This window comes from Alsobacter sp. P4_H11, from assembly GCF_056400925.1.
Window position 1 is genome coordinate 287,435 of record NZ_JBFUKI010000005.1, and the last position, 25,829, is coordinate 313,263.

Consider the following 25,829-nt stretch of genomic DNA (forward strand, 5'->3'; position numbering starts at 1 on the left):
TTATCGCAACGAATGTCAGCGATTTAAGGCGAAAAGACAGGACTCAGTAAACGACCGTTGCGCGGGCAGCACAATTCGCCGCAAGGCCACGTGAATGTGTCCTCGATTAGGCGAAAGACCGTGCCGGCGAATTTTTAAGCTGCGACCGCCAGCCAATTGGCGAGTACGGATCCGCAGGATGGATGATTGACTATGCCGTAAACGGCCCGTTCCGACGCACTGAGCCCAACTGCGACACGAAGTCTCGACCAGTAATGCTGCACCGTGGCGGTGATCCTCGGCGGCGCTTCGCCCAGCGAACCGCCATACCCGAAGCGGACCGTTTCGCCCGGTTGAGCGAGTTGGCGGATGGCGTCAAGGTTCCAGCCTTGCGGCCGGGCCGCCACGACGATGAGGTGGCAAGCGCCCCGGGTCGCCTCCACGAAAGGGGCCGCCGCGTAGCCGCCGGTTTCGACCACGAAGCCCTGCCGCTCCAGATCGGCTGCGAGTATGCGCAACGAAGCTGCGGCGCCGGAAGCGGCCGGGCTCGCCGACATCGCGATTTTCAGACCGATCGAGCCTGCGAGGAGCACGCCGAGGATAAGCTTAAGCAAGGGCGGGCCTGCCGCGTACGCCCCAGGCGCTAGCGCCGACGACGGCGAGCAAGGTCAGCCACTCGGTCACGGTCGACCCCACGGCGCCGTGGATCACTTCGAAATGTTCGGGCATGAGGCCGATCAACGCGAGCCGGACGACATTGATCAGGACCACCAGGAGAACAATCGCAAGCGCAACAGCGACGTTCTCGGTCCATGGGGCTGGCCTGTGGCAGTTCACGGCCGTCACCCAGCAAACAAGGCCGACCGAGACATTGCCGAGCGAAGAGCAGGCCGGATACACCTGGAAGGAACCGGCGCCGTTCGCAAACTGCACGATGTTGCCGGTGCGCTCGACGCCAAGCATGGTCGCCGCCAGCATGGCGTCCATCGACAGGATGGTCGGCGCACACATCGCAAACAGAAGCTTGGTCCAGAAAAAGGAACCAGCAACGGACAGAAGGATCCAGCCGGCCCGGCGCATCGGATCCTGGCGCTCACCGGCCCGGATAGCCTGCAGCGCAAGCGCGGTAAGCGCCAGCCAGCTCAGCGGCGCGAAAGGAACGAGCGCCAGCAGCGCCGCCGCCCCCGCAACCCCGTAGTCGAGTGGACCGGCGCTGACGAACGGCTTCGCACGCCAAAGCAGGCGCAACCCGATCACGCCAGCGGCAAGAACCACGAGGCTGATCTGGAAAGTCGCATAGGCGGCGTCAGCGAAGCCGACCTGCGCGACGGAAGAGAGCACCTTTCCGGCCAGGCCGTTGGCGAGGGCCAGGCAAACGGCGGCGCCAAGCACCTCGCCTTGCGCGAAAAACGCAGCGGGGCGGAGCTGGCCAGCGGCGCAGCTATCGGGCGCGGCCATGGGGGATCCGCGAAGAAGCTGTATCTTCCATCTGGCGCCTAGGCATGGGGTCGAATGAACCAGTGGATCAAGATACGCAATAAGCGTTAAGGCGTATCATTGAACAATTGATGGCGCGTGTTCTTCCGATCTAAATGGCTTTATTGCGGCGAGCAGTCGGGACGGCCGGAGACCACGGTGGCGGGGGCATGGAAAAGGGTGTTGCTGCAGGTTGCCCCACAACGGCTCCTGCGGGCGTTGCGCGCTGCCCGCGCGGCCGCGAACGAGCCGATGCTCGCCATCGCGGTTCGCGCCGCGGCTGGCCGTGTCGCGGTCGACATCGGCGCCAATGATGGACTTTACGCCGCAGCGCTCCTGAAAGTCGCCACCCGGGTCGTGGCGTTCGAACCGTTGCCGGATCTCGCCGCAGCGCTTCAGGCCCGTCTACCACAGCTCCGTGTCGAAGCCTGTGCGCTGAGCGACGCCACCGGCGAGATGACGATCTTCGTGCCTCACATGGAAGGACGCGCGGTGCAGACCCGCGCGTCTCTGGATCGAGACGCCAATCCTGGTTTCGCATTGCGCGAACTGCAGGTTCCCGTGCGCCGCCTCGACGATTTCGGCCTCGACGATGTCGGTCTCATCAAGATCGACGTCGAAGGGCATGAGGAAAAAGCATTACACGGAGCAAGGGAAACGATCGCGAGATGCCGGCCAACATTGATCGTCGAGATCGAGGAGCGACATCACCCGGGCCGCTCAGAGCTGATCGTGGCTGACCTTATTGCGATGGGGTACCGGCTGTTCCACCACCAGCACGGACGCCTCGTCGAAGCCGGCCCGCTGGATTTCCGGGCGCTGCAGCCGCCTGACCGGGTGAAAACCGTGCACGGCGCTGCCGATCGAGACTACATCAACAACTTCCTCTTTGTTCCCATCGAGATGAGCAGCCAGGCGCACTGATGCAATTGTATGTCGCCTGGACGCGCTATCAACGCCGCGCGGAGTCCATGAAGGACTTCTTCAATTACTCGGTCGCCTACATGCCGGGGCCGAAGACACGCAAATCGCCCCTCCGCCTCCTGGTGAGCTATTTCGGGCGCGCCTGGAGGCTGCTCAAGGCGACAGTGACCCTGCAGCCCGAGGTGTTGTGGATCCAGGCGCCGCCCAACTTCGTGATCCATCTCGCGTGGTTGTCGCGCCTGCTTTCGGGTGGGCGCATGAAACTCGTCGCAGACCTGCACAATGCAGCGCTGGCGCGGCCCTGGATCCAGGTGCCCCTGACCAGGCGGCTCCTGAATACGTTCGACGTGATCCTCGTGCACAACGAGCATGTGCGTCTCGCGGCTCTGAAAGCAGGGTTGAACCCGAAAGTACTGGCCGTGCTCGAGGACCGCGTGCCTCGCTTTGAAGTCCGCCCTCCCTCAACCGAGACAGGCCGGCCCACGGTGGTCATGCCTTGCTCGTTCCACGCCGACGAGCCGATCGAGGCCGTGTTGGCCACCGCAAAGGCGCTGCCGCAGGTCGATTTTCTGATCACGGGCGATCGCGCCAAAGCCGAGCGGCTCGGTTATCTCAAATCCGCGCCCGAGAACGCCATCTTCACGGGGTTTGTCGCCACGCCGGCGTTCAACACGCTGATCCTGGATTCATTCGCGGTGCTGTGCCTCACCACCCGCGACGGCATTCAGCTCAGCGCGGCGAGCGAGGCGTTGGGGGCGGGCAAGCCGATGATATTGAGCGATACGCCGCTGCTGCGCTCATTGTTCGGCCCGGCCGCCCTGTTCACCGACAATTCGGTCGAATCGCTGCGCCTGTGCTGCCTGCAGGCGATCGTCGATTACAAGGAGCACGCGGCGGCCACGATGGCGCTTCGGTCCTCGCCGGAACGCAACGGCCGCTGGCTGGCGCAGGCCGAAAATGTGAGGCACGCCCTGGGAGTTTGAGCCTGCGGCGAAGCCTGCGCTTTAACCATTCGGCGTTCGCTGATACAAGCCGTTGTGCAGCGCAACATCAAAGGCGTTTGCAACTCCCGACGGCTGAACGCAACCTAAACTTTCGACAAGCTCGGCCAAATCACGTCATAATGACGTCAAGGTGTTCTCGCTGGGGTAACCTGACCCGCCGTTTACGTTTTCCCGTAAGCTCGCCTTAACGCAGCAGGTCCACTGATCATCAGGATGACCTGTCAGGGGCGGCGCCTGCCGGAACACGAGTTGGCGGGGGCAACCGAGGTCGCCGGGGCAAAGTCGCCTGGCCGGGATGCTCGGGTCAGGTCGCTTGGAAATGGACGACAGCATGTTCGCGGGACGAAATACCCCCTCCGAGTTGGCCCAGCCGCTGCAGAAGTGCGTCCGCGCTTTCGTGGGCGCAGGCGTCATGAGCTGCATGATCAACATCCTGTATCTCACGGGATCGTTCTTCATGCTGGAGGTCTATGACCGCGTGGTGCCCAGCCGCAGCGTGCCGACGCTGGTGGGCCTGTGCGTGCTCGCGGCGTTTCTCTACAGCTTCCAGGGCCTGCTCGAGGTGTTGCGGTCGCGCGTGCTGGTGCGGGTCGGCACCTTCATCGACCAGAGCCTCAGCCGCCGGGTCTACGACATCATCGTGGCCGCGCCCCTGGGCCGCAACGGCGCCGAGGCCGCGCAAGGCGCCCGCGACCTGGAGCAGGTGCGCACCTTTCTGGTGGGGCCTGGGCCGAGCGCGTTCTTTGACCTGCCGTGGCTGCCCTTCTATCTGGGCATCTGCTTTCTGTTCCATCCGCTGATCGGCCTCACCGCCATCGTGGGCGCGCTGATCATGGTCGGCGTCACCATCGCGACGGACGTCTACAGCCGCCGCCCCATGCAGGCGCTGAATGCGGACGCGACCGAGCGGCGCAACATCCTGGAGGCTTCGCGCCGCAACGCCGAGGTGGTGCAGGCCATGGGCATGGGCGGGCGCCTCGGCGACCTCTGGGACCAATCGAACGAGAAGTACCTCACCAGCCAGCGCAGCCTGGCGGATGTTTCGGGCGGCCTGGGCTCGGTGTCCAAGGTGCTGCGCATGATGCTGCAGTCCGCCGTGCTGGCCGTCGGCGCCTATCTGGTGGTGCAGCAGATGGCGAGCGGCGGCGTGATCATCGCGGCCTCGATCCTGACCGCGCGGGCGCTGGCCCCGGTGGATTTGGTGATCGCCAACTGGAAGGGGTTCCTGAATGCGCGGCAGAGCTGGGCGCGCCTGAACACCTTGTTCGGCCAGAACCCCGCCCGCCCCCGGCCGCTGAAGCTGCCCGCCCCCGTGAAAGAGGTCGAGATCGCCAACGTCACGGTGGTGCCGCCGAACGGACGCCGGCCGGTGGTGGCCTCCGCCACCTTCAAGCTGGTCGCCGGACAGGGCCTGGGCGTCATCGGCCCCAGCGCCTCCGGCAAGTCCTCGCTGGCGCGCGCCATCGTGGGCGTGTGGCCGGCGGTTACGGGCAGCATCCGCCTTGATGGGGCGGAGCTCGACCAGTTCTCCCCCGAGCAGCGCGGTTCGCATATCGGCTACGTGCCGCAGGACGTGGAGCTGTTCTCGGGAACGATCGCGCAGAACATCGCGCGCTTCGATCCCAACGCGACCTCCGACGCGATCATCGCGGCGGCCCGGACGGCCGGCGTGCACGATCTCGTGCTGCGGCTGCCGGAGGGCTACTCCACGCAGATCGGCGAAGGCGGGGCGTCGCTCTCGGGCGGCCAGCGCCAACGCATCGCGCTGGCGCGGGCGCTCTATGGCGACCCCTTCCTGGTGGTGCTCGACGAGCCGAACTCCAACCTCGACGCGGATGGCGAGCGGGCGCTGACCGGCGCGATCGCGTCCGTTCGGGCTCGTGGCGGCGTGGTCATCGTGGTGGCGCACCGGCCCAGCGCGCTGGCGGCCGTTGACCAGGTTCTCGTGCTGCGCGACGGCATGATCCAGGTGATCGGCCCGCGCGACGCCGTGCTGCGCGAACTCGCCGCGCCCCAGCCAGCCGTGGAAGCCGCACAGCCGGCCGCGCAGGCGCCAGCTCCCGCGGCCGCGGCGGCCAGCGTGGCGGGCGCACCCCAACCGGTTTTCAGAGTCGTCGGTGAACGGCAGGCGGTTCAGGCATGACCATTACAGCAGACGCAACCCTCGGCTCCATCAAGCGGCACATGCAGGCGGGCCTCGCCTCGGTGGCGTTCCTGGCGATCGGCGTCGGCGGCTGGGCCGCCACGACGGAATTCGCCGGCGCGGTGATCTCGCCCGGCAGCCTCGTGGTCGATTCGAGCCTCAAGAAAGTCCAGCACCCCACCGGCGGCGTGATCGGGCAGATCAACGTGCAGGATGGGCAGAAGGTCGAGGCCGGGCAGTTGCTGGTGCGGCTCGACGAAACCGTCGCGCGGGTGAACCTGTCCATCGTCACCAAGTCGCTGGACGAGCTTTACGCCCGCCAGGCGCGGCTCGAGGCCGAGCGCGACTCCACCGCCCTGGCGTTTCCCGAGGTGCTGACCTCGCGCACGTCCGACCCGGCGGTGGCGCGGATCATCCAGGGCGAAACCAATCTGTTCGACCTGCGCCGCACCGCGCGGGCGGGCCAGAAGGCGCAGCTGAGCGAGCGCAAGGCGCAGCTCACCGAAGAGATCCGCGGCCTCACCGACCAGATCCAGGCCAAGCGCAACGAATCGAAGTTCATCGCGCGTGAGCTCGAGGGCGTCCGCGACCTGCTGCGCAAGAACCTGATCCAGCTGCCGCGCCTCACCGCGCTGGAGCGCGACTCAGCGCGCATCGACGGCGAGGCCGGCTCCCTCACGGCCGCGGTTGCGCAGTCCAAGGTCAAGATCAGCGAGACCGAGCTGCAGATCATCCAGATCGACCAGGATCTGCGCAGCGAGGTCGCCAAGGAGCTGCGTGAGATCCAGGCGAAGATCGCCGAGCTCGTCGAGCGCAAGGTCTCGGCCGAGGACCAGATGTCTCGCATCGAGCTGCGCGCGCCCCTGGCGGGCGTCGTGCACCAACTCGCCGTCCATACGGTGGGGGGCGTCGTCGGGCCGGCTGAAGTGCTGATGATGATCGTTCCGGAGAAGCAGGAGCTCGTGGTGGAGGTCAAGCTGCCGCCCAACGAGATCGACCAGATCCATGTGAACCAGGACGCCTTTCTGCGCCTCAGCGCGTTCAACCAGCGCACCACGCCCGAGCTCACCGGCAAGGTCTCGCTGATCGCGCCTGACCTCACGACGGACCAGCGGACCGGCAACAGCTACTATGCGGTGCGAATCTCGATCCCCGCATCCGAGATCGCGCGGCTGGAAGGGCTGCGCCTCGTGCCCGGCATGCCGGCCGAAGCGTTCATCAAGACGCAGAACAGGACGGTGCTGTCGTTCCTGGTCAAGCCGCTCTCCGACCAGCTGATGAAAGCCTGGCGCGAGAAATAAACAACGCCGCCGTCGGTGGGCCGTGAGCGGTGGATGCGCTCCAGACCGCCGCACGGCTCGACGACGAGGATTCACATGGCCCTGTTCTCGGCCTATCGCGAGAAGCTGATGCTGCGGCTGATGCGCCGCAAGGAATACGAAAGCGCGTTTCTGCGCCGCTACTTCAAGGACCGGTACGGCACCGCGATCGGCCTCTACAGCTATGGCTGTTTCGATCGCTGGCGCATTCCAACCGGCAGCACGATCGGGCGCTACTGCTCGTTCGCCAATTCGGCGCGAATCCTGGACGCGAACCATCCGATCGACGCGCTATCGACTCACCCCTATTTCTACGATCCGAGCTTCGGCGTGGTCGCGACCGAGAAGGTGGTGAAGACCAGGATCGTGGTGGAAGACGACGTGTGGGTGAGCCACAACGCCACCATCACGCCCGGCTGCGCCCATATCGGGCGCGGCGCCATCATCGGGGCCGGATCCGTGGTCACCAGGGACGTTCCCGCCTATGCGATCGTGGCCGGAGCGCCGGCCAAGGTGCTGCGGCGGCGGTTCGACGCGGACACGATCGCGGCGATCGAGGCGAGCCGGTGGTGGGAGCTCGACCGCAACGAACTCAAGGCGTTGGTCGCCCGCGACCCCGCCTTCGCATTTGCGCCATCAAGCTCCGCCACACGGGTGGCATGAGGCATGCCTAGAGATACACGCGCGGGTGGCGCCGCGGGCCGAAGCGGCCCCCACAACAAGGACAGATCCTGAATGGCGAACTGCGAAATCATCATCGTCGGATTCCGGTGCGAGGACGACATCGTCCAGTGCCTCCAATCCGTGGCGGCGCTCGATGGTGGCCAGTTCTCGATCCGGATCTGCGAGAATGGCGGGCCGACGAGCTTCCGGGCCCTGACGGCGGCGCTGGGCCAGGCGTTCGGCCCGGGCCAGCCCGACGGCTACCGGAGCGACCGGGTGGACGACGCGCAGCGTTTCGCGCTGGCCGGCGGCATCCCGGTGTACGCTTACCGGGCCAGCGGCAATCTGGGCTATGCGGGCGGCGTGAACGCGGTGCTGGACTGCATCGCGCCGGATCCGGCCTGGGACTCGATCTGGATCCTCAACCCCGACACGCAGCCGATGCCGGACGCGCTCGAGGCCCTGCGCCGCCGCGCCGCCGAGGGCGGCTACGGTGTGGTCGGCAGCCGCATGATCTTGACGCGCTCCAACACGATCCAGATGTATGCGGGACGTTGGCGGCGCACCATGGCGCGCGGCTATAATATAGGCCTCGGCGCCGCCGCGGACGCGCTGCCCAACGTCAGCAAGATCGAAGCGGAGATGGACTACGTCTGCGGCGCATCCATGTACGTCACCCGGGATTTCATCGCCACGGTCGGGCAGATGGATGAGCGATACTTTCTTTACGCCGAGGAAGTGGACTGGTGCTTCCGCCGCGGCGCATTCAAACTTGGCTATGCGCATGACTCGGTGGTTCACCACGCGCATGGAGCGACGATCGGCTCCAGCCATGACCGGCGTTCCAGGTCCAGTCTCTCGGTCTATCTGGACGAGCGGAGCAAGATCCTTTTCACGCAGCGGTTTTTTCCCAAGCTTTATCCGCTTGTGATAGTCTCGACTTTCCTGCTCGCCGCCCAATACTTGAAGGCCGGAGCGTTCAAGAACTACGGCGTCGCGCTGGCGGGCTGGTGGGCCGGGTTGAGGGGCGAGCATGGTTTCCCGCAAGCGTTTGCGCCGAAGCCGGCCGAGCGGATCCGCTTCGCCGGGACGGGTCCGACGGCGAGCGCGGGAGAAGTTGCGCCCGAGGCCCCCAAATCGCCTCGGTCCAATGTTGGATGAGTGGTCGCGCCCCGAGGGCCTCGAACGAGGCCGCGGCGCAAACGGCACATGATGGTGAGTGAATGATCGGCGCGAACGTTGAATATGATGTCGACTCGTTTCGGGAACGCCCGACGCTGCGCAATGAGCTGCGCGCCGTCATCGACATCTTGCGCCGCCATGTCCGCCTGATCCTGCTCAGCTCCACCGCCGGCGTGGTGCTGCTGACCGCCTACAGCTACACGATCACCCCCACCTACATCGCCACCGCGCAGCTCTCCCTCGACCCCCGCCGCGTCGCCATCGCGGCGCCGGTGGGCGCTGGCCAGAGACGCGACGAGCCGATGATCGATTCCGGCCGCGCCGACACGGAGGCGGAGACGATCCGCTCCGAGAGCGTGGTGCGCTCCGTGGTGACGTCCCTCGAACTCCAGAATGCGCCCGAGTTCAACGAACCCCCATCCGGCGTGAGGGGCCTGATCTCCCAGGTCATCGGGATGTTCCGCGCGCCTGGCGAACCCTCCACCGAGGAAGATCGCATTCTCGACACCATGGCGGTCGTCTCGAGCGCGCTGAAGGTCGAGCGCGTCGACAAGAGCTACGTCATCACGATCAACTACGAGGCGAAAAGCCCGGTGCTCGCCGCCAACGTGGCCAACGCCTTCGCGGACGCCTACATCAAGAACCAGCTCGACGCGAATTACGACGCGACCAAGCAGGCGATCACCTGGCTCAAAACCCGCCTGAACCAGCTCGCCGAGCAGACCTCCAAGGCCGACGCCGCCGTCAACGAGTACAAGCGCAGCAATGGCATCGCCAAAGCCGACGGCAAGCTGATCGACGAACAGCAGCTGTCGGCGATCAGCCAGCAACTGTCCGACGCTGCGGCCGCGCGAAACGAAGCGAAGGCCAAGCTCGATCGCATCATGCAGATGCAGAACGGCACGCCGGACCTGTCGCTCACGGAAGCGATGCAGAACGCGGTCGTGACGAAGCTGCGGCAGCAATATGTCGACATGAACAGCAAGGCGTCCAGCCTTGCGGCCCGGTATGGCGAGCAGCATGCCGCCGTCATCAAGATGCGGGCGGATGCGAAATCCCTTCTGGATTCCATCCGCAACGAAATGCTCCGCTACCAGGACACCTATCGAAGCGACTACGAAATCGCGAGCCAGCGCGAGCGGGCGCTCAAGGCGAGCCTTGAGGACCAGTTCAAGAAAACCGTCGTCGTCGGCGAAGCGCAGGTGAAGCTCAACAGCCTGGAGAGCGACGCGCGCACGCTGCGGTCCGCTTACGAGGCCTTTCTCCAGCGCTACACGGAAGCGCTGCAGCGGCAAAGCTTCCCGGTCAGCGAGGGGCGGCTGATCTCCACCGCCCTGGCGCCGACCGAGAAAGCCAAGCCGAAGCGCTCGGTTTTCGCAATGGCGGGCGGAGCGCTGGGGCTGTTCGGGTCGCTCGCCTTCTCGTTCTGGATGGAGCTCGGCCAGCGGCGCATACGGACGCGCAACGAGGCCGAGGCCGCCTCCGGCGTCGAATGCCTCGGTTTCGTCCCGCTGATCACGCGTGGCCAGGTGAAGCCCGGCGACGTGACGCCGCCAGATCGGGCGCTGCCGTTGGATTATGTGACCCGACACCCCTTCTCGGTCGCGGCCGAAACCTTGCGCACGGTGGCCACGTCCCTGAACATCCACTCGGCGTCCGAAGGGTGCCCGGTGCTGGGCTTGATCTCCTGCCTGCCGGACGAGGGAAAGAGCTCGATTTCGGCGAATATGGCCTTTCTTCTCGCCAGTCAGGGCAAGCGGGTGCTGCTCGTCGACGCGGATCTACGCAACCCGAGTCTCACGCATTCGCTCAAGGCCGCACGAGGCCATTCTGTCGAGGACATATTGTTAGGTCGCGGCACGCTCGCGTCCACCATCCAGCGCGGCCAATACCCGTTCGACTTCGCGCCGTCCGTCACGCGCGACCGCCCGGCGCTCGCGATGGACGGGTCGGTGACGGACGGAACGGGTTTCGAGCAGTTCGTGCCGCTTGGCTCGGAGCCGTTCGGGCTGTTCCTGCGTGAAGCGCGCCGGTACTATGATTACGTGCTGATCGATCTTCCACCCGTCTTGCCGCTGTCGGACGTTCGCTCGGTGGAACGCTTCCTCACCAGCCTTCTCCTCGTGCTCGCATGGGGCAAGAGCGAGGAGCGGACGGTCGGCGAGGCGCTCGATTCAATTCCGAACGTCCACGAGAAGCTGGTCGGTTGCATTCTCAACATGGCCGACGTGAAGCAGCTCGCCCGCTACGGCGAACAGGTCGCGACCTACTACAACTCGAAATATTTCACGCAGCACTGAACCTGCGGCCGGATGCGGATTGGGCGACGGGCTTCGCTGACCCGGTGCCGTCTGTCAGCCGCGAGCATTCTGGTGTCGGGGCTTGACCCGCGCCCGCGGGAGTTTCGGCATGAGCCGCTTCACGGTCCGTGAGAGCATGGACTTGTTCACCGCCTCGTCCATAGCGTCATCCGCGCGTGCAAACGGCGTCAAATAGAACGACTCGGTAAAGCCTGCGCGCATGCCCAGGATCGCCCCGAGAAACATCCAGTTCGTGCCCCAGAAGTGCACCGTGAACGCGTTGAAGCTGTAGACCAGGATCGCAATGCCAAGCCCCGTTTGAGCTTCGGTGGCGAAGGGATGATGGTCGACGCCTTTCTGCGCGCGGAGCGGCAGAGCGAAGCCCGTGGTCAGGATCGCCCCGGCCAGCATGGCCAGAGCCGGAATCCCAAACCGAACGGACTGGATGAGCCACAACGAGTCGATGCTGGCCGGCATGAAGTCGGGCCGCTGCCAATCGTCGAAGCCGATACCGATCCAGGGCGAGTTGCGGATGTTCATGCCCACCCACTGCCAGATCTGCAGGCGGAACAGCCCCGTTTGGGGATCCAGGGTGAGGTTCTTGATCAGGGTCTCAAGCGGGTGATCGACGACGAGAACGAGTGTCAGGAGCGCAATGACGGCCGCCATCGCCAGAGCTTTCCATTTCCAGGCGTGGCCCCGGAACACGAAGCCGAAGCCCGCCGCGACAACGAACAAGATCAGCGAAAGAAAGGCGGCGGATGAGAGAGCGAGGAGCGCCATGAAAGTGGACAGGGCGCACCAGATACCCTTCTGAATCTGGCTCAGTCGCGAATGGTAGAAAATAATGGTCGCCACAGTGCCGAACACGCCTAGCAGGATCGGATGTTCGAGCGAGCCCTGCGCGCGAACCAGCCCGAACCGGTAAGCCGTGCTCGAATCCGTTGACGCCGCCCTGCTGAGCGCCGCGCCCGTGATCGAGACGATGTGCTTGCCGGTCGCGGTATCCATCAGGGCGGAGATCAGGATGGCGGCGACCACCACCTTCATGACGCGCACGAACTGCGCGTAGCCGGCCGGCGTCCCGAAAAATGTTCGCCCGATCAGATAAGCGAACCAGAATTCATAAGCCGAAACCGCGCCGTAGCCAGCAAGGCCCGCCGTGCCCTGATGCAGGAGAACGGTTGCGATCATCCAGATGCTCATGGCCGGAACAAGCAGGTCCGACATGATCAGCACGAAGCCGCCCTGCGCGAGCTTACGGGCCAGCTCGCGGAAAGCCGCGAACGCGCCCAGGAAGACGCCCAGGCGCAACATCGTGAGCGCGCCCGCCAGCGGCAGGCCGAAGCTGGAGGGAAACACTGCAAAGCCGGGAAACAGGCAGGCGACCACATAGCAGGTGTTCGGATCGAGCCGATAGCTCGTCTGGTAGAGCCGGCGAAGCACCCGCTTGCGGGCGGAGGAGGACAAGCGGGGCGATCGCGCCCAACCTGTTCTTGGATCCTGCAGTGAGTTTTCTGTCATCGGGTCATCGTGCGGCAGAAGGCGACGCCGACCTTTGCGAGGTCGATGGCGCGGAATCGAGCGATCGCGGACAGCATAGCCCTCACGGCGCAACCACGGTTTTTTTACCGGCCCCATACGCAGCCGCGTAGAGAGGGACGAGCCCGATGCGACAGCTGATCGCCAGAACCGCGAGCGCGACAACGCCAGCCGCCAATCGCACAAGCAGATCGTTCGACGCCCCAATCACTGTCACGGCCATGGACGTCGCCAAGGGAACCAGGGCCATCAGCGCGACCCAGGTGACTGAATCCGCCCAGGCCTTACCGAGATGGGCCCTTGCCGTCGTGAGCATGAGAACCAGCGTGATGATCTCTCCGCAGACGAGGCCGCCCAGCACCGACACGAGGCTCGGATGCAGGCGGGCGAACAGAATGGCGAGCGCCAGCCCCGCCATGGGAGCTTGGCTGACCAGAGCCAGCTTGCGGGTCTCGTGCTTGATCAGGAGCAGCGATGTCGCGGGCTCCGTCTTCGCGATCCGAAACATCACCAGCATGCCCAAAAGCGCGACCGCCTCGTTGGAGATTACGAACCGTGCCCCGAAGAGTAGAGGCATGACGGCTTTGACGAGGACGATCAGCCCCAATGCGTAGAAGGCCGCCAGAATGGGCACGCCGCGCGCGAACAGGCGCAAGCGCGCTTCGAAGTTCTCCGGCCCGGTTGCGTTATGAAGGCCGGCGAACTGCAGTGGGCCGATGATGCGAAACAGGCCGCTGATCGGGACGACCGCGACCAGGATCGTCACCGCGTAAAGGCCGAGTTCTTCCAGCCCGAGCGTGGCCCCGACGAACAGGCGGTCGCCCTGGGACATGATCGCCTGCCCCATACCGTTTGCGACAAGCGGTAGCGAGTAGCGCAGGGCGTCTCGAATGAGAGGCGAACGGGGCGCCACGCGATAGGGCGTTCGCGACAGGAGATGCGTCGCGGCGACATAGACGACGCCTTGCACGACCAGATAGCCGATGAAGGCGTAGTGGGTTCCCCACTCGAAGCCGACCGCCACCAGCACGATCAGGCCGCAGCCGTGGGAAGCCAGCGATGCGATGAGTTGCGGCGCGTATCGATATTCCCGTTCCCCGACGCGAACCTCGAAATGTTCGAAGCTCTTGATGAACGCGACCGGAACCAGCCAGGCGAAACTGGGCCAGGCCTCGCAACTCACCATGCCGCACGCCAGGGGGTAGGAAACCGCGATCAGAATGGCGCAGACCAGCGCACCCCGGATCAGCGCGATGGCGTGAGCGGCGGCGAGCGCGTCCTTGTAACGTTCGCGCGGCGATGCGAGCACGAACCGGAAGATCGCCGTATCGGTCATCTGCTCGATCGCCGCATAGGTCGCGGCGAGAGTTGATGCGAACCCGAGTTCGAACGGTCCGAGGATGCGCGCCAGAATCATCATTCTGACGAAAGCGACGAGCATTTCAGTCAAACTGAGTGCGGCGAGCGGCGCTCCTTTTCGAAATGCCGCAGCTTTCATCCGTTCAACCTGTTCAATTCGAGCTCCCGTAGGCGCAGCCGTTCGACTCCTCCCGGCTCGCCCGGGCGGAACGGGTGCGTTGTTGCACTGCAACCGCGTCGAAAGTACGGACGGATCGCTTACCCGCAGGCACGCCGGCCAGCTTAGGCGGCCGTGGCCGATCCTGCCCCGATCAGGCTCTCCTGCGCGAGGCTGACCAGCGCCAATTCCTGCATGGGCGCAGCTTCATAGATGGCCCGGACCTGCGCGTCGATCACGCTGCAGCATTCCGCATCGGAGCCCTTTGCCTGCAAGCGCCAGCCGGTTTCCTGGATCCGCTCCACAGCGGACAGTATCGCGAGCAACGCCGCCCTTCCCTGCTGAACCACAGGTCCGGCCTCGACGACCGGCCACGATCCCTGCGAGGGGTCATCGGAGCGCTGCGCCGTGGGGATCGCGTCGGATCCACTGCTTGTCTGCCGGCCGGTGATTTCTCGCAGCGCGTTCAGGATCAGGATCGTGTCCGCGGCGCGGTTTCGTCGGGCGAACTCCTCGAGGAACGACCGCCCCCGCGTGGTTTCCATGACGGCGGCGTGGATCGACTCATAATCGCTCGGCAGAAGAACGCGCTGGCTCGATTCGCTGTTCATGGCGCCCTCCGGGCTCAGCTGCCGGTTCATACGCTGGACATGGCCTTGTGCAGCGCGAGGTCCCGCTTCAAGGCCTCGATCTCCCGCACGAGCGCGACGGTCCGCTGGTCTATTTCGGGTTTGTAGATCTTGGCGCAACGCTCTGGAAAGTAGACGCTGAGCTCGCCGATGAGCCGCCACCGCACGCGCGCGGCAAGGATACGGTCCTCGTCCAACTTGACGATGAACTGATCGGGAAGCCTGGTCGCGCCGAGAACGTTCAGTCGCGCGCCGGTTTGACTCAGAGCGACGACCGCGACGGTGGCCAGCAACTCGCCACGCTCAGCGTAGATTTCGGCCGACAGGCCCTCTGGCGTGTTTTCCATGGCTCGCATACGGCACCTACCGTGGCCATTATCGAGCAGCGTGGTTATGGCTCAGTTAACGCTCAGTTGAACGAATTCGGGCTTAAAGCCTCACCGTAGCGAAAAGTTTCCCGTTCAATAGGCTCGCTTCGAACCCTTCAACTCGCGCAGCGTCATCACGAGAATCTTGACGTCAAGCCACAGGCTCCAGTTGTCGATGTACCAGAGGTCGTGGGAGACGCGCTCGGCCATGCTCTCGATGGTCGGGGTTTCGCCGCGGCAGCCGTTGACCTGGGCCCAGCCGGTGAGACCGGGCTTGACGTGGCGGCGCAGGGCGTAGTCGGCGATCACGCCGTCATAGTAGTTGTCGTGCGCAACCGCGTGCGGGCGCGGGCCCACAAGCGACATGTTGCCGAGCAGCACGTTCAGCAATTGAGGCAACTCGTCGAGGCTGGTCTTGCGGATGAAGCGGCCGACCTTGGTGACGCGGCGGTCGTTCTTCTGCGCCTGGCGCACCGTCGCGCCGTCTTCCTGAACGCGCATGCTGCGGAACTTCAGGATGCGGAACGTGCGGCCGTTGAAGCCCTGGCGCTGCTGGCGGAACAGCACCGGGCCGGAGCTCTCGACCTTGATGGCGAGCGCCAGCAGCAGGAAAATCGGGCTGAGCAGCGCGATGGCGACGCTCGCGACCGCGATGTCGAGGCCACGCTTGGCGCCCTGCTCGAGGAGGCCGAGAGGCGCGCGCTGCATCTCGACGGCTACCACCGAATCCATGTGGCGCACCGGGCGGGACATGAAATCCGCGAAGTCGCCATCCGCGACAAGTCGCACCGGCAGCGGCAGGGCGCGGAAGATTTCCAGCGACGAGACGACCTGGGCGGCTTCGGCCCAGCCGCAGGCGACGTAGATCTCCTCGGCGTCCGAGCCGCGCAGGTCGTTGCAGAAATTGTGCAGCGCGACCTGCCAGCTGTCGCCGGCGGGGCCGGAGGTCAGCGCAAGGCGCTGGACGGGGTGCACGCCATGGCGGGACATGTGCTTGAGCACGTTGCGGCCGTTGGCGGCGCCGAAGCTGATCAGGGCCACACGGCGGGCCTTGAAGCTGCCTGAGGCGAGCGCATTGCGAATCAGCCGGCGCCAGATGGCCCGAGCGATGATGAGGGACAAGCCGCCGGCGAGCGCGAAGCTCAGAACGGCGCCGCGGGAGAAGACGTCGCCGATCTTCAGCACGAAGGCGACGACGGTGAGGAACAGCCAGACCGACGTCCAGATCGCCGCGACCTTGGCTCCGTCGCGCCGCTCCTTGATGATCGAGAGGGGCTCGTAGAGCGAGCGCAGATGGGCCGCGCCGCCATAGATGGTGCAGACCACGAGGGCGACGCCGACATAGCGGGAGAGGTCGGCCACCACCCCGTAGGTGGCTTCCTGATAGGCGGCGCTGCATGCGATGCCGACCAGTGCGATCAGCAGCATGTCGACCGCGAAGACCACGATCCCGACATTGTTGAACGAGACCGGAGCGACCCACCGATTGGCCATGGGCGTTAAGTCCGGGCCGGCGATCGGCTTCGCATCCATGCTTAGACCCCTTTGGCGAACCCAGCTTTCTTAACTGGCTTTAACGCTGGATTCAACATGCAAGGTGCGGTGCACCATGTTGAGGTTAACCGTGGCCGCAGAGCATGAGGCTTAACGAGTCGTTTGGCGCATGTGTTCGCCCGAAACCTCAAGCATTTGTCGAGATGTTAAGGCAATTTTTACCGGCGCGGTTTTGGCGTCACCCTGCCCCGAACGCATAGATTGGAGCGATGTTCCATACGCGAACCCATGATCTATTCGGCAAGCTCCAACTGAGCTGGTGCGAGTGCTGCCTAATTCTTGACTCCGTCCTGCATGATTTGACTCCATTTTGGAGCCCCAAGCACAAGTGCGGCGCCTCGCGCGGCGGCGTCCTGCTGCATCGGCGGGCTCAATGTTAAGCCGTCGCCATCCGGGCGCCGTCCGGCCTAAATCGTGGCGCTTAACGGCTGTGTGAAGCGGCCGGCGATTCGGCGTCACAGAGCCGTTTCAACGCGCCCCTAAGGTGCTGGTCCTGACCTAACGTGGAGACTTTCATGGATCACGCCGATCAGCGTCGCGCCGCACCGATCAGCGTCGCCGCCCGGCCGGATCACGCGTCCGACCGACTGGTGGCCGCCGCGATGGCGGGGAGCTGCGTCCTGCTAATGACGGGATGGCTCGGGTTCCTGGGCTGGGGCGCCGGCCGCCTGTTCGCGATCTGGTGAACGGCTGCGAGCGGGGTCACGGCGCCCCGCTCTCGTCCTCGACATCCTCCAACCGGTCCAGCACGGCCTCGGGCGCCACGTCGCGCTTGAGCTCGGACAGTTCGGGGCGGTGCGCCTCCGTCACCCCCACCTTGGCGGCGATCGCGGCGGTGAGCTGAAGCAGGCGGGTCACTTCGTGCTCGGCCAACAGATTGATCTGCAGGTCGAGATCGGCGCGCCGGTCCGCCGCCGCGGACGCCCTGTTCTGGCTGATCAGCACGAAGGTCGAAAGAAAGATCGCCTCCACGGACGCCTCGGTCGCGAGGATCACGAAAGAGGGATCGAACGGCTTCAGGCCCGGGATCAGCCCGGCATTCCAGCTCACCCACACGGCCAGCGCGGCGAGGTGGATGTAGACGAACGCCATGCTGCCGGTGAACCGCGTCACCAGCCCGGCGATGCGCTCCTCGAGCGTGGCGGCCTTGGCTTCGCGCTCCCGGCGTTCGCGCAAGGCGTCGATGTTGCGGTGCAGGACGGAGCTCAGGCCGGTCTGGTCAGGATCGGTGGACAGCGGGTTCTGCGCGTTCATCGGCGCTGGTCCGCCCCGGCCGCCGCCCCCGGGGGCTTTGCGGCTGGGCCCTTCTTCACCGGCCGCTTTGCCACCGGGCGCTTGGCGGCCGACTGATCGCCGGCGAGAGCCTTGTTTCTCTTGCTCTTTTGGGTCGAAGACCGGGCGGCCGCCGGAGCCTTGGCAACCCTCCTCCCGGAAGCCTTGGCGTGAGAAGCAGCCTCCGCGCCCGAAGCCTCGCCGTCGACGGCTTTCGCCGGCCGTTTGCCGGCCGCGCGCCTGACCTTCGGCTTCGCCTCAGCCGGCTCGTCCTGGCCCCAAACGGCGTCCGCCCGTGCGGGTGGGCTCGCCTGGTCCACGAAAGCTTTCGGCGCCTTCCCCTCCCCGGCCGCGATCGCGTCGAGCGTTCGCCCGGATGCGACCGACCGGTCCTGCGCCAGCACGGCGTCGCCCTTCTCATCCACGGCGAACTCGTCGCGGTGCTTGATCAGCAGCCAGTTGGTGCGCTTGTCGCCGGGGCGGTTGCGTTTCATGCGCACCAGCACCCAGCTGCCGTGCAGCTTCTCGCCCTCCAGGCGGAACTTGAAGTCGCCCTTGGCCAGCGCGTCCTCGGGGCCGAGCGGGCCTTCCGGCTCCCAGTAGCCCCGGTCCCACACCATCACGGTCCCGCCGCCATATTCGCCGGCCGGGATCGTGCCCTCGAAGTCCCCATAGGCGAGCGGGTGGTCCTCCACCTCCACGGCGAGGCGCTTGTCGTGCGGGTCGAGCGACGGGCCCTTGGTCACCGCCCAGGATTTGAACACGCCGTCGATTTCGATCCGCAGATCATAATGCAGGCGCGTTGCCGCATGTTTCTGGATCACGAAGCGGCGGCGTTCGCCGGCCGCGGTCCGCTCGTCGCCGCTCGGTTCGGCCGTTTTCCCGAAGTCGCGCTTGGCGCGGTAGGCCGACAGCTTTTCGTTTTGCACGTTTGATCCACTCCGACGCGAGGGCTTCAGCGAAACCCCCAGCGCGGTTCCGGGTTCCTGTGCGCCGGGCCGGCGCACGCGTTCGCCGCTCCCGGGCGCATTTGGCATTGCGCCCACCCCTCCATCGCACGACATAGTTCGTGCATTCGTGGCTCCCGGCCCCCATCGAGGGCGTCATTTTCGTAGGTCCCTGTCCATGATCAAAACCGTCGCGACCACGCCCTTCGAAGGCCAGAAGCCCGGAACGTCCGGCCTGCGAAAGAAGGTCTCGGTCTTCCAGCAGCCGCGCTACCTCGACAATTTCGTGCAGGCGATCATGGACAGCCTGGAGGGAACGGCGGGCCAGACGCTCGTTCTGGGCGGCGACGGGCGGTTCTTCAATCGCGAGGCCATCCAGATCGTGATCCGCATGGCGGCCGCGAAGGGCTTCGGGCGTATCGTGGTCGGGCGGGGCGGCATCCTGTCCACCCCGGCGGCCTCGAACCTGATCCGCAAGCTCGGGGCCTATGGGGGCGTGATCCTGTCGGCCAGCCACAATCCGGGCGGGCCGGATGGCGATTTCGGCATCAAGTACAATATCGGCAATGGCGGGCCCGCGCCCGAGAAGATCACTGACGCCATCCATGCGCGCACGCTCACGGTGGACCAGCTCCACTACGTGGACGGCCCGGACGTCGATCTCGACGCGCTGGGCGATGTCACGGTCGGCGACGCCACCGTGTCGGTGATCGATCCCGTGGCGGACTACCAGGTCCTCATGGAATCGCTGTTCGACTTCGACCGCATCCGGGCCCTGTTCGCGTCCGGTTTCCGCATGCGCTTCGACGCCATGTCGGCCGTCACCGGCCCCTACGCGACCGCGATCCTCGAAGGAGCGCTCGGCGCAGCGCCCGGCACGGTGATCAACGGCACGCCCCTCCCGGATTTCGGCGGCCATCATCCCGACCCCAACCTCGTCCACGCCAAGGAACTTTACGATCTCGCCATGTCGCCCGATGGGCCGGACCTGTGCGCGGCCTCGGACGGCGATGGCGATCGCAACCTCATCATCGGCAAGGGGCAGTTCGTCACCCCCTCGGACAGCGTCGCCATCCTGGCCGCGAACGCTCATCTGGCGAAGGGCTATGCGGGCGGCATCGCGGGCGTGGCCCGTTCCATGCCGACCAGCGCGGCGGCCGACCGGGTCGCGAAAGCCAAGGGCATCGCGATCTACGAAACGCCCACCGGCTGGAAGTTCTTCGGCAATCTGCTGGACGCCGGCTTGGTGACGATCTGCGGCGAGGAGAGCGCCGGAACGGGCTCCGACCATGTCCGCGAGAAGGACGGGCTCTGGGCGGTCCTGCTCTGGCTCGACATCCTGGCGGCGCGTCGCCAGAGCGTGGCCGAGATCGTGCGGGAGCATTGGGCGACCTACGGCCGCAACTATTATTCGCGCCACGACTACGAGGAGGTCGAGGCCGCGGGCGCCAACGCCATGGTGGAGGAGCTGCGGGCCAAGCTGCCCGGCCTCAAGGGGCAGCGATTCGGCGCGCTCGAAATCGCCGGCGCCGATGATTTCGCCTACCACGACCCGGTGGACGGATCGGATTCGCGCAACCAGGGCATCCGCATCCTGTTTACCGAAGGCTCGCGCCTGATCTTTCGCCTGTCGGGCACCGGCACCGCCGGCGCAACGCTGCGCGTCTATGTGGATCGCTACGTAGCCGACCCCGCCCAGCATGGCCTGGACACGCAGGAGGCGCTTTCGGATCTGATCGCGCTCTCGCACGAGATCGGCGGAATCGAGCGGCACACCGGCCGCAAGATTCCGAGCGTCATCACCTAGGCGCCTGTTGGCGTTTCCGGCGTCGTCGGGCCAGCCCAGGACGGCGCGCCGCGGCCTGCTGCGTGAGTGGCCGGGCGAGCCCGGCGACGACGAAAGGGACGCCGCCACACTGACGACAAAGGTTGCTGGTCTTTGCTGGACCAGCTCCAGCTGCGTTGCAGCTTCAACTCGGGGGGCTCGGCGGCAGGGTCCTTGCATCCATGCCGTGCAGTCGACATACAGCCCCCCTCATGCACGAAACGAAGACGAGAGGTTCTCGCCATGCGCATCACGATGATCGGTTCAGGCTATGTGGGCCTCGTCTCCGGGGCCTGCTTTGCTGACTTCGGTCATACGGTGACCTGTGTCGACAAGGACGCCGGCAAAATCGAAGCGCTCCGGAACGGCGTCATGCCGATCTTCGAGCCGGGTCTCGACGACCTCGTCGAGAGCAACGTCGCCGAGCACCGCCTCTCCTTCACGACCGACCTCAGCGAGGCCATCCAGGACGCCGAGGCGGTCTTCATCGCGGTCGGCACGCCGTCGCGCCGCGGCGACGGCCATGCGGACCTGTCCTACGTCTATGCGGCCGCCAAGGAGATCGCCGAGCTCAGCGCCGGGCCGCTGGTGGTCGTCACCAAGTCGACCGTGCCGGTCGGCACCGGCGACGAGGTCGAGCGCATCCTGCGCGAGACGCGTCCGGACGGGACCTACTACGTGGTCTCGAACCCCGAGTTCCTGCGCGAAGGCGCCGCCATCGGCGACTTCAAGCGCCCGGACCGGATCGTGATCGGCACCGACGACGCCCATGCCCGGGAGGTGATGAGCGAGCTCTATCGCCCGCTGTCGCTGAACACGCCGCCGCTGATGTTCACCGGCCGCCGCACCTCGGAGCTGATCAAATACGCCGCCAACGCGTTTCTGGCGGTCAAGATCACCTTCATCAACGAGATCGCGGATCTCTGCGAGGCGGTCGGCGCCGACGTCCAGGAGGTCGCGCGCGGCATCGGCTCGGACAACCGCATCGGCTCCAAGTTCCTGAACGCGGGCCCCGGCTATGGCGGCTCGTGCTTCCCCAAGGACACCACCGCGCTGGTGAAGACGGGCCAGGACGCGGCCGTGCCGTTGCGCATCGTCGAGACCGTGGTGGCGGTGAACGACCAGCGCAAGCGCGGCATGGCCCGCAAGGTGGTGACCGCTTGCGGCGGCTCCGTTCGCGGCAAGACCATCGCGGTGCTGGGCCTTACTTTCAAGCCGAACACCGACGACATGCGCGACGCGCCCTCGCTGGCGCTGATCACCGCCCTGCAGGACCAGGGCGCCGCCGTGCGCGCCTATGATCCCGAGGGCGTCGAGCAGGCCAAGACCATGCTGCGCGATGTCGAATACGCGCCCAACGCATATGACTGCGTGGAAGGCGCCGACGCGCTCGTGATCGTCACCGAATGGGACGCCTTCCGGGCGCTCGACCTCAGCCGCGTCAAGCGCCTGCTCAAGGAGCCCGTGGTTGTCGACCTGCGCAACATCTACCGCGCCGACGACATGAAGCGCCGCGGCTTCAACTATGTGGGCATCGGCCGCCCCTGAGGGCGCGCCTGCGGGCGAAGCAACCCAGCCTAGAGGCCAGGCATCAGCTGGATTGCTTCGCTGTCGCTCGCAATGACGGCGCGGGGAACCGCCATCCTCGTGCGCCTCGCCGTCATTGCGAGCCGGAGGCGAAGCAATCCAGCCTATTGCCTGGCGTTAGGCTGGATTGCTTCGCTGTCGCTCGAAATGACGGCGCGAGGGACCGCCATCCTCGTGCGCCTCGCCGTCATTGCGAGCCGGAGGCGAAACAATCCAGCGTAGAGGCCAGGCGTTAGGCTGGATCGCTTCGCTGTCGCTCGCAATGACGGCGCGGGAATTGCCGTCCTCGTGCGCCTCGCCGTCATTGCGAGCCGGAGGCGAAGCAATCCAGTCTAGAGCCCAGGCGTTAGGCTGGATTGCTTCGCTGCCGCTCGAAATGACGGCACGGCAATCTAAAACGATGACCGAACCTCGACGGTTAAGGCCAAGCATAGACTGAGCCATACCACCTGATCATCGCCGCAATTCCTGATCTATCCCGGCAGCAACGCTCGCGTTTGCGCCCGTATGACTACGTAACGGCGCAAAAACATCCGTCTCGCCACGATCTAGACCAAACCGCCTAATAGATCTTGCTGGCTGATCCGTGCTTGATCCCCCGATCAACAGGAGATCTGACGCAAGCTGGAGGGGCGATCCTTTGAAGGCTGAACGGAAGGGCGGGCGCAGGACCGCCTCTGCGGGCCGTTGGCTGCGCATCACCGCGGGCGTTCTCGCCGTGTCGACCCTCGTGGCCACCAGGGACGGACCCCCTGCCCTCGCGTTCGGGGATGAACGCTCCCTGACGCTGTTCCACACCCATCGCAACGAGACCGCGACGATCACTTATCGCCGCAACGGCGTGTTCGACGCGGATGGGTTGGAGAAGCTCAACAATTTTCTGCGCGACTGGCGCAACGACCAGCAGACGCGCATGGATCCGCGGCTGTTTGACGTCGTGTGGGAGGCCTACCGCGAAAGCGGCAGCAAGGCTCCGATCCAGATCATCTCGGCCTATCGGTCTCCGGTGACCAACGCGATGCTGCATCGTCGCTCGCGGGCGGTGGCCGAGCAAAGCCAGCACATGCTCGGCAAGGCCATGGACATCCGGCTCGCCGACGTGGACACGGCCCGGCTGCGCGCCACCGCGATGCGGCTCCAGCATGGCGGCGTCGGCTATTACAGCTCCGAGAAGTTCGTTCATGTGGATACGGGCAGCATCCGCGCCTGGCCTCGCATGGGGCAGGACCAGCTCGCCAAGCTGTTCCCGGACGGGAAGACCGTTCACCTGCCGGCCAACGGCAAGCCGCTGGCGGGATACCAGGAGGCCAAAGCCGCCCTGCTGGCGCGCGGCGAGACCGTGGAAGGCGTGACCACCACGATGGTCGCCGAAGCGCCGATCGGGGCCCGAAAGAGCTTCTTCGCGGCGTTGTTCGGCGCGCGAGACACGGACGCAGCGCCAGCATCGGGCGCTCCGGAGCAGGTGGCGAGCGCGTTGCCTGCGTCGGCCTCGTCCTATGTGGAGGCCGACCCGCAGCCGGCGAGCGGGCCCCCGCTTCCGCTGCGGCGGCCCTTCGACCTCCCCGGCGCCGTCATGACCGCCGCCGCGCCGTCCGGAACCGGCGAGGTCGCGATGGCGTCGATGATGGCCGGGCTTCTCAGCCGCGAGGCCGGTTGGTCGACCGCCGACGCGCAGGACGCCGCCGTGCAGGCGCTATTCTCGGTGCAGCCCAAGCCCGCCAGCCGCGGCCCGGTTCGGATCGCGCAAGCCACGGTCAAGCTTGCGTCCGCGCCCGGCTCCGAAGCCCTCGCGCCGCCGGAGGCCGTGATGCTGGACATTCGCTTCACGCTCGGGCCGGCGACCGACCTTGGCCTGTCGCGGTTCAGCGGTCCCGCGGTGCGAAATCTGCGCACCGCCTCGCTGTCCGATTCGCCTTGATCCTTGAAATCTTTACAAACACTTCGTTGGCGCGCCAACTCTGGTAAGAATCCTGCATCAATGTTTCGGGAGGTAGACCTTTTGCGCTGTTGAGACAGCCCAAAGCGGGAGCCGTTAAAGACTATTACAAGTTCCCAACCCTACAAGATGCCGTCAAACTAAGGGCCTCGCCTAGGATTCATTCATGCGCCCACCTTCCGCCGCCACGCCGAGTACGCTGTTCAGCGTTCTTGGGGGCAAGACGGATCCTTTGCCTGCCGCTGGAAGCTGGAATGCGCTTCAGCTCGTTGGCCGTCCCTGCGATGTCGGCAGGGCTGAATGGGACGCGTTTGCCCAGAGGTCGGGCGCATCGTTTCGTGGCGCGTATCGGGCGGCGGCGGGCTGGCGCTACGATCACCACACCTGGTCCTCCATACGCCGCGGCGAGGTGCTCGAGCTTCAGCCCTCCGGGCCGGTGCGCGTGGCGCAGTTCGCGCTCAGCATGCGTCGGGGCGAAGGCGCGTTTCTGGATACGTTGCAGGTTGCTCCGGAGCATCAGCACCGCTGGCCGGCCATTCTGGGCGCGGCCCTGAAATCGCTGGGGCCAGGGCTTTACCACTATGGCTCCGATTGGGATCCGGGGCCGGCGCGCGACGCCGTCGTCGCCACGCTTCGCAACGTCGAGCTGCGGGAGGTTTCGCCGACCTCGCTGGACCTCATCGAGTTCGAGCGCTGGGCGAGCTGGGCCGACTATCTGGCTTCGGTCAGCACCAACGTGATCCGGAACGAGCGCAAAGCCTCGCGGATCCATGGCGACCTTGAAATCGAGTTGCGCACGGGACCATTCGCGCTGCTCAACAGCCCGGCGCTGAGCACGATGCGGATCCGGATGTACCGCGACAAGGACGTGCCGAAGTCGCCCGTCGGCATGGCGCTGCGCTCGATCGCCCGCACCTGGTGCATGCGCGACCACGCCGCCGCGGCCACCATATCGGCCGGGTCCACCACCCTCAGCGCCTATGCGGGCATCGATTTCGGGGAGGCGACGTATTACCTCGAGGGCGCGTCGGCGCGGGACAACGGGGGCGCGGGCTGGCGCCTGCTCCTGGCCATGATCAGGCGCGCGTATGAGCGCACGGGCGGGCGCGGCGTGTTCGTGATGGGCCCGACCGTGGCCGCGGAGGGCGTGAGCGCGGGCCTCGCGCGCTCACGCGCGCAGGTGCGTGCGACGCCGCGCCCGGGCGCCCGCTTCACCTTCGCGTATCGCGGCTAGGCGCCCGCGCGGAAACCGCCGCAATTACCCTATAATGAGGCCCGGCCCTGGCGCGATTCGGGGGCTCGGGGGTTTCGATGGCGTTCAAGTGTGACATACCGGCCGTGCCGACGCAGCAGGTCGATGACGCGGTGGCGCGGATCACGCGCTGGGATTTCGAGCCCGGCGCGGTGACGGGTTGGCATACGCATGGCTACCCGTATTTCGTCGTGATGCTGACGCCCGGCGTGCTGCGGGTGCAGACCGCGGCGGGTGAGACGGAGGTCCCGCTCGACGCCGGGCAGTCCTACCGGCGCCCGGCCGGGATCGAGCACGACGTCATGAACGGCTCGCCCCACCCGATCGCGTTTATCGAGATCGAGGTGAAGGATCCCACCCAGCTCGAGATGCTCGCCCTCGCGCAGGGCGCGCAACAATGACCACGCCGTC

21 protein-coding genes and 1 pseudogene are annotated in these 25,829 nt (G+C 65.9%); 13 read left to right on the plus strand and 9 right to left on the minus strand.

All coding sequences use genetic code 11. The features are described 5' to 3' along the window. Positions 1-134: 134 nt before the first annotated feature. Positions 135-593, minus strand: coding sequence for a hypothetical protein (locus tag AC1DSZ_RS10980; protein ID WP_476838399.1), 459 nt, complete (start codon positions 591-593; stop codon positions 135-137). Then, a complete protein-coding gene (locus tag AC1DSZ_RS10985) occupies positions 586-1,437 on the minus strand; it encodes a hypothetical protein (protein ID WP_476838400.1) in 852 nt (283 codons plus the stop codon). Before AC1DSZ_RS10985 ends, AC1DSZ_RS10980 begins: the two co-directional genes overlap by 8 nt. A 201-nt stretch (positions 1,438-1,638) precedes the next feature. Here AC1DSZ_RS10985 and AC1DSZ_RS10990 point away from each other — a divergent pair, with 201 nt between their 5' ends. The 7 genes from AC1DSZ_RS10990 (at position 1,639) to AC1DSZ_RS11020 (ending at position 10,990) form a co-directional block, all read left to right on the plus strand. Then, a complete protein-coding gene (locus AC1DSZ_RS10990) occupies positions 1,639-2,379 on the plus strand; it encodes an FkbM family methyltransferase (protein ID WP_476838401.1) in 741 nt (246 codons plus the stop codon). 47 nt (positions 2,380-2,426) lie between these two features. Then, positions 2,427-3,362: a glycosyltransferase family protein gene (locus tag AC1DSZ_RS10995; RefSeq protein WP_476838402.1), complete on the plus strand. Its 936-nt coding sequence runs from the start codon at positions 2,427-2,429 to the stop codon at positions 3,360-3,362. 352 nt (positions 3,363-3,714) lie between these two features. Then, on the plus strand, positions 3,715-5,526 hold the full coding sequence (locus AC1DSZ_RS11000; RefSeq protein ID WP_476838403.1) for a type I secretion system permease/ATPase: 1,812 nt from the start codon (positions 3,715-3,717) through the stop codon (positions 5,524-5,526). Beyond that, positions 5,523-6,827, plus strand: a complete 1,305-nt coding sequence (locus AC1DSZ_RS11005; RefSeq protein WP_476838404.1) for an HlyD family type I secretion periplasmic adaptor subunit — start codon at positions 5,523-5,525, stop codon at positions 6,825-6,827. The genes AC1DSZ_RS11000 and AC1DSZ_RS11005 overlap by 4 nt, the downstream gene beginning before the upstream one ends. Before the next feature lie 75 nt (positions 6,828-6,902). Next, complete coding sequence (locus AC1DSZ_RS11010) at positions 6,903-7,508, plus strand: CatB-related O-acetyltransferase (RefSeq protein WP_476838405.1); 606 nt, start codon at positions 6,903-6,905, stop codon at positions 7,506-7,508. Positions 7,509-7,580: 72 nt separating this feature from the next. Next, positions 7,581-8,669 carry a glycosyltransferase family protein gene (locus tag AC1DSZ_RS11015; RefSeq protein WP_476838406.1) on the plus strand — a complete coding sequence of 363 codons (1,089 nt, stop codon included), beginning with the start codon at positions 7,581-7,583 and terminating at the stop codon, positions 8,667-8,669. 62 nt (positions 8,670-8,731) lie between these two features. Next, the gene (locus tag AC1DSZ_RS11020; protein ID WP_476838407.1) at positions 8,732-10,990 is read left to right on the plus strand and encodes an AAA family ATPase; all 2,259 of its coding nucleotides are present in this window, start codon (positions 8,732-8,734) and stop codon (positions 10,988-10,990) included. 54 nt (positions 10,991-11,044) lie between these two features. Here AC1DSZ_RS11020 and AC1DSZ_RS11025 read toward each other — a convergent pair whose 3' ends face one another. The 5 genes from AC1DSZ_RS11025 to AC1DSZ_RS11045 form a co-directional block, all read right to left on the minus strand. Then, a complete protein-coding gene (locus AC1DSZ_RS11025) occupies positions 11,045-12,631 on the minus strand; it encodes an O-antigen ligase family protein (protein WP_476838408.1) in 1,587 nt (528 codons plus the stop codon). Further along, positions 12,597-14,030, minus strand: coding sequence for a lipopolysaccharide biosynthesis protein (locus tag AC1DSZ_RS11030; protein ID WP_476838409.1), 1,434 nt, complete (start codon positions 14,028-14,030; stop codon positions 12,597-12,599). Before AC1DSZ_RS11030 ends, AC1DSZ_RS11025 begins: the two co-directional genes overlap by 35 nt. Positions 14,031-14,173: 143 nt before the next feature. After that, positions 14,174-14,659, minus strand: a complete 486-nt coding sequence (locus tag AC1DSZ_RS11035; protein WP_476838410.1) for a hypothetical protein — start codon at positions 14,657-14,659, stop codon at positions 14,174-14,176. 26 nt (positions 14,660-14,685) lie between these two features. Beyond that, positions 14,686-15,024, minus strand: coding sequence for a hypothetical protein (locus tag AC1DSZ_RS11040; protein ID WP_476838411.1), 339 nt, complete (start codon positions 15,022-15,024; stop codon positions 14,686-14,688). Between the two features lie 114 nt (positions 15,025-15,138). Then, a complete protein-coding gene (locus AC1DSZ_RS11045) occupies positions 15,139-16,539 on the minus strand; it encodes an undecaprenyl-phosphate glucose phosphotransferase (RefSeq protein ID WP_476838412.1) in 1,401 nt (466 codons plus the stop codon). Between the two features lie 575 nt (positions 16,540-17,114). On the opposite strand from AC1DSZ_RS11045, the gene AC1DSZ_RS11050 reads away from it, so the two are divergent. Beyond that, positions 17,115-17,285, plus strand: coding sequence for a hypothetical protein (locus tag AC1DSZ_RS11050; protein ID WP_476838413.1), 171 nt, complete (start codon positions 17,115-17,117; stop codon positions 17,283-17,285). 16 nt (positions 17,286-17,301) lie between these two features. Here the strand turns inward: AC1DSZ_RS11050 and AC1DSZ_RS11055 are convergent, their stop codons facing one another. Both AC1DSZ_RS11055 and AC1DSZ_RS11060 read right to left on the minus strand, forming a co-directional pair. Further along, entirely contained in the window at positions 17,302-17,853 is a 552-nt protein-coding gene (locus AC1DSZ_RS11055) for a DUF1003 domain-containing protein (RefSeq protein WP_476838414.1), read from the minus strand. 230 nt (positions 17,854-18,083) lie between these two features. After that, positions 18,084-18,800 (minus strand): annotated as a pseudogene (locus AC1DSZ_RS11060) (DNA polymerase ligase N-terminal domain-containing protein); the annotation flags it as partial. 196 nt (positions 18,801-18,996) lie between these two features. On the opposite strand from AC1DSZ_RS11060, the gene AC1DSZ_RS11065 reads away from it, so the two are divergent. The 5 genes from AC1DSZ_RS11065 to AC1DSZ_RS11085 all read left to right on the plus strand — a co-directional run bounded on the left by AC1DSZ_RS11065 (position 18,997) and on the right by AC1DSZ_RS11085 (position 25,819). Next, positions 18,997-20,625 carry an alpha-D-glucose phosphate-specific phosphoglucomutase gene (locus tag AC1DSZ_RS11065; RefSeq protein ID WP_476838415.1) on the plus strand — a complete coding sequence of 543 codons (1,629 nt, stop codon included), beginning with the start codon at positions 18,997-18,999 and terminating at the stop codon, positions 20,623-20,625. A gap of 261 nt (positions 20,626-20,886) precedes the next feature. Next, positions 20,887-22,191, plus strand: coding sequence for a UDP-glucose dehydrogenase family protein (locus AC1DSZ_RS11070; protein WP_476838416.1), 1,305 nt, complete (start codon positions 20,887-20,889; stop codon positions 22,189-22,191). A gap of 757 nt (positions 22,192-22,948) precedes the next feature. After that, positions 22,949-24,148 (plus strand): peptidoglycan L,D-endopeptidase MepK, encoded by a 1,200-nt coding sequence (locus AC1DSZ_RS11075; RefSeq protein ID WP_476838417.1) that lies wholly within the window; start codon positions 22,949-22,951, stop codon positions 24,146-24,148. A gap of 427 nt (positions 24,149-24,575) precedes the next feature. Then, positions 24,576-25,400, plus strand: coding sequence for a hypothetical protein (locus AC1DSZ_RS11080; RefSeq protein WP_476838418.1), 825 nt, complete (start codon positions 24,576-24,578; stop codon positions 25,398-25,400). Between the two features lie 77 nt (positions 25,401-25,477). After that, positions 25,478-25,819 (plus strand): cupin domain-containing protein, encoded by a 342-nt coding sequence (locus AC1DSZ_RS11085; protein WP_476838419.1) that lies wholly within the window; start codon positions 25,478-25,480, stop codon positions 25,817-25,819. Positions 25,820-25,829: the final 10 nt, after the last annotated feature.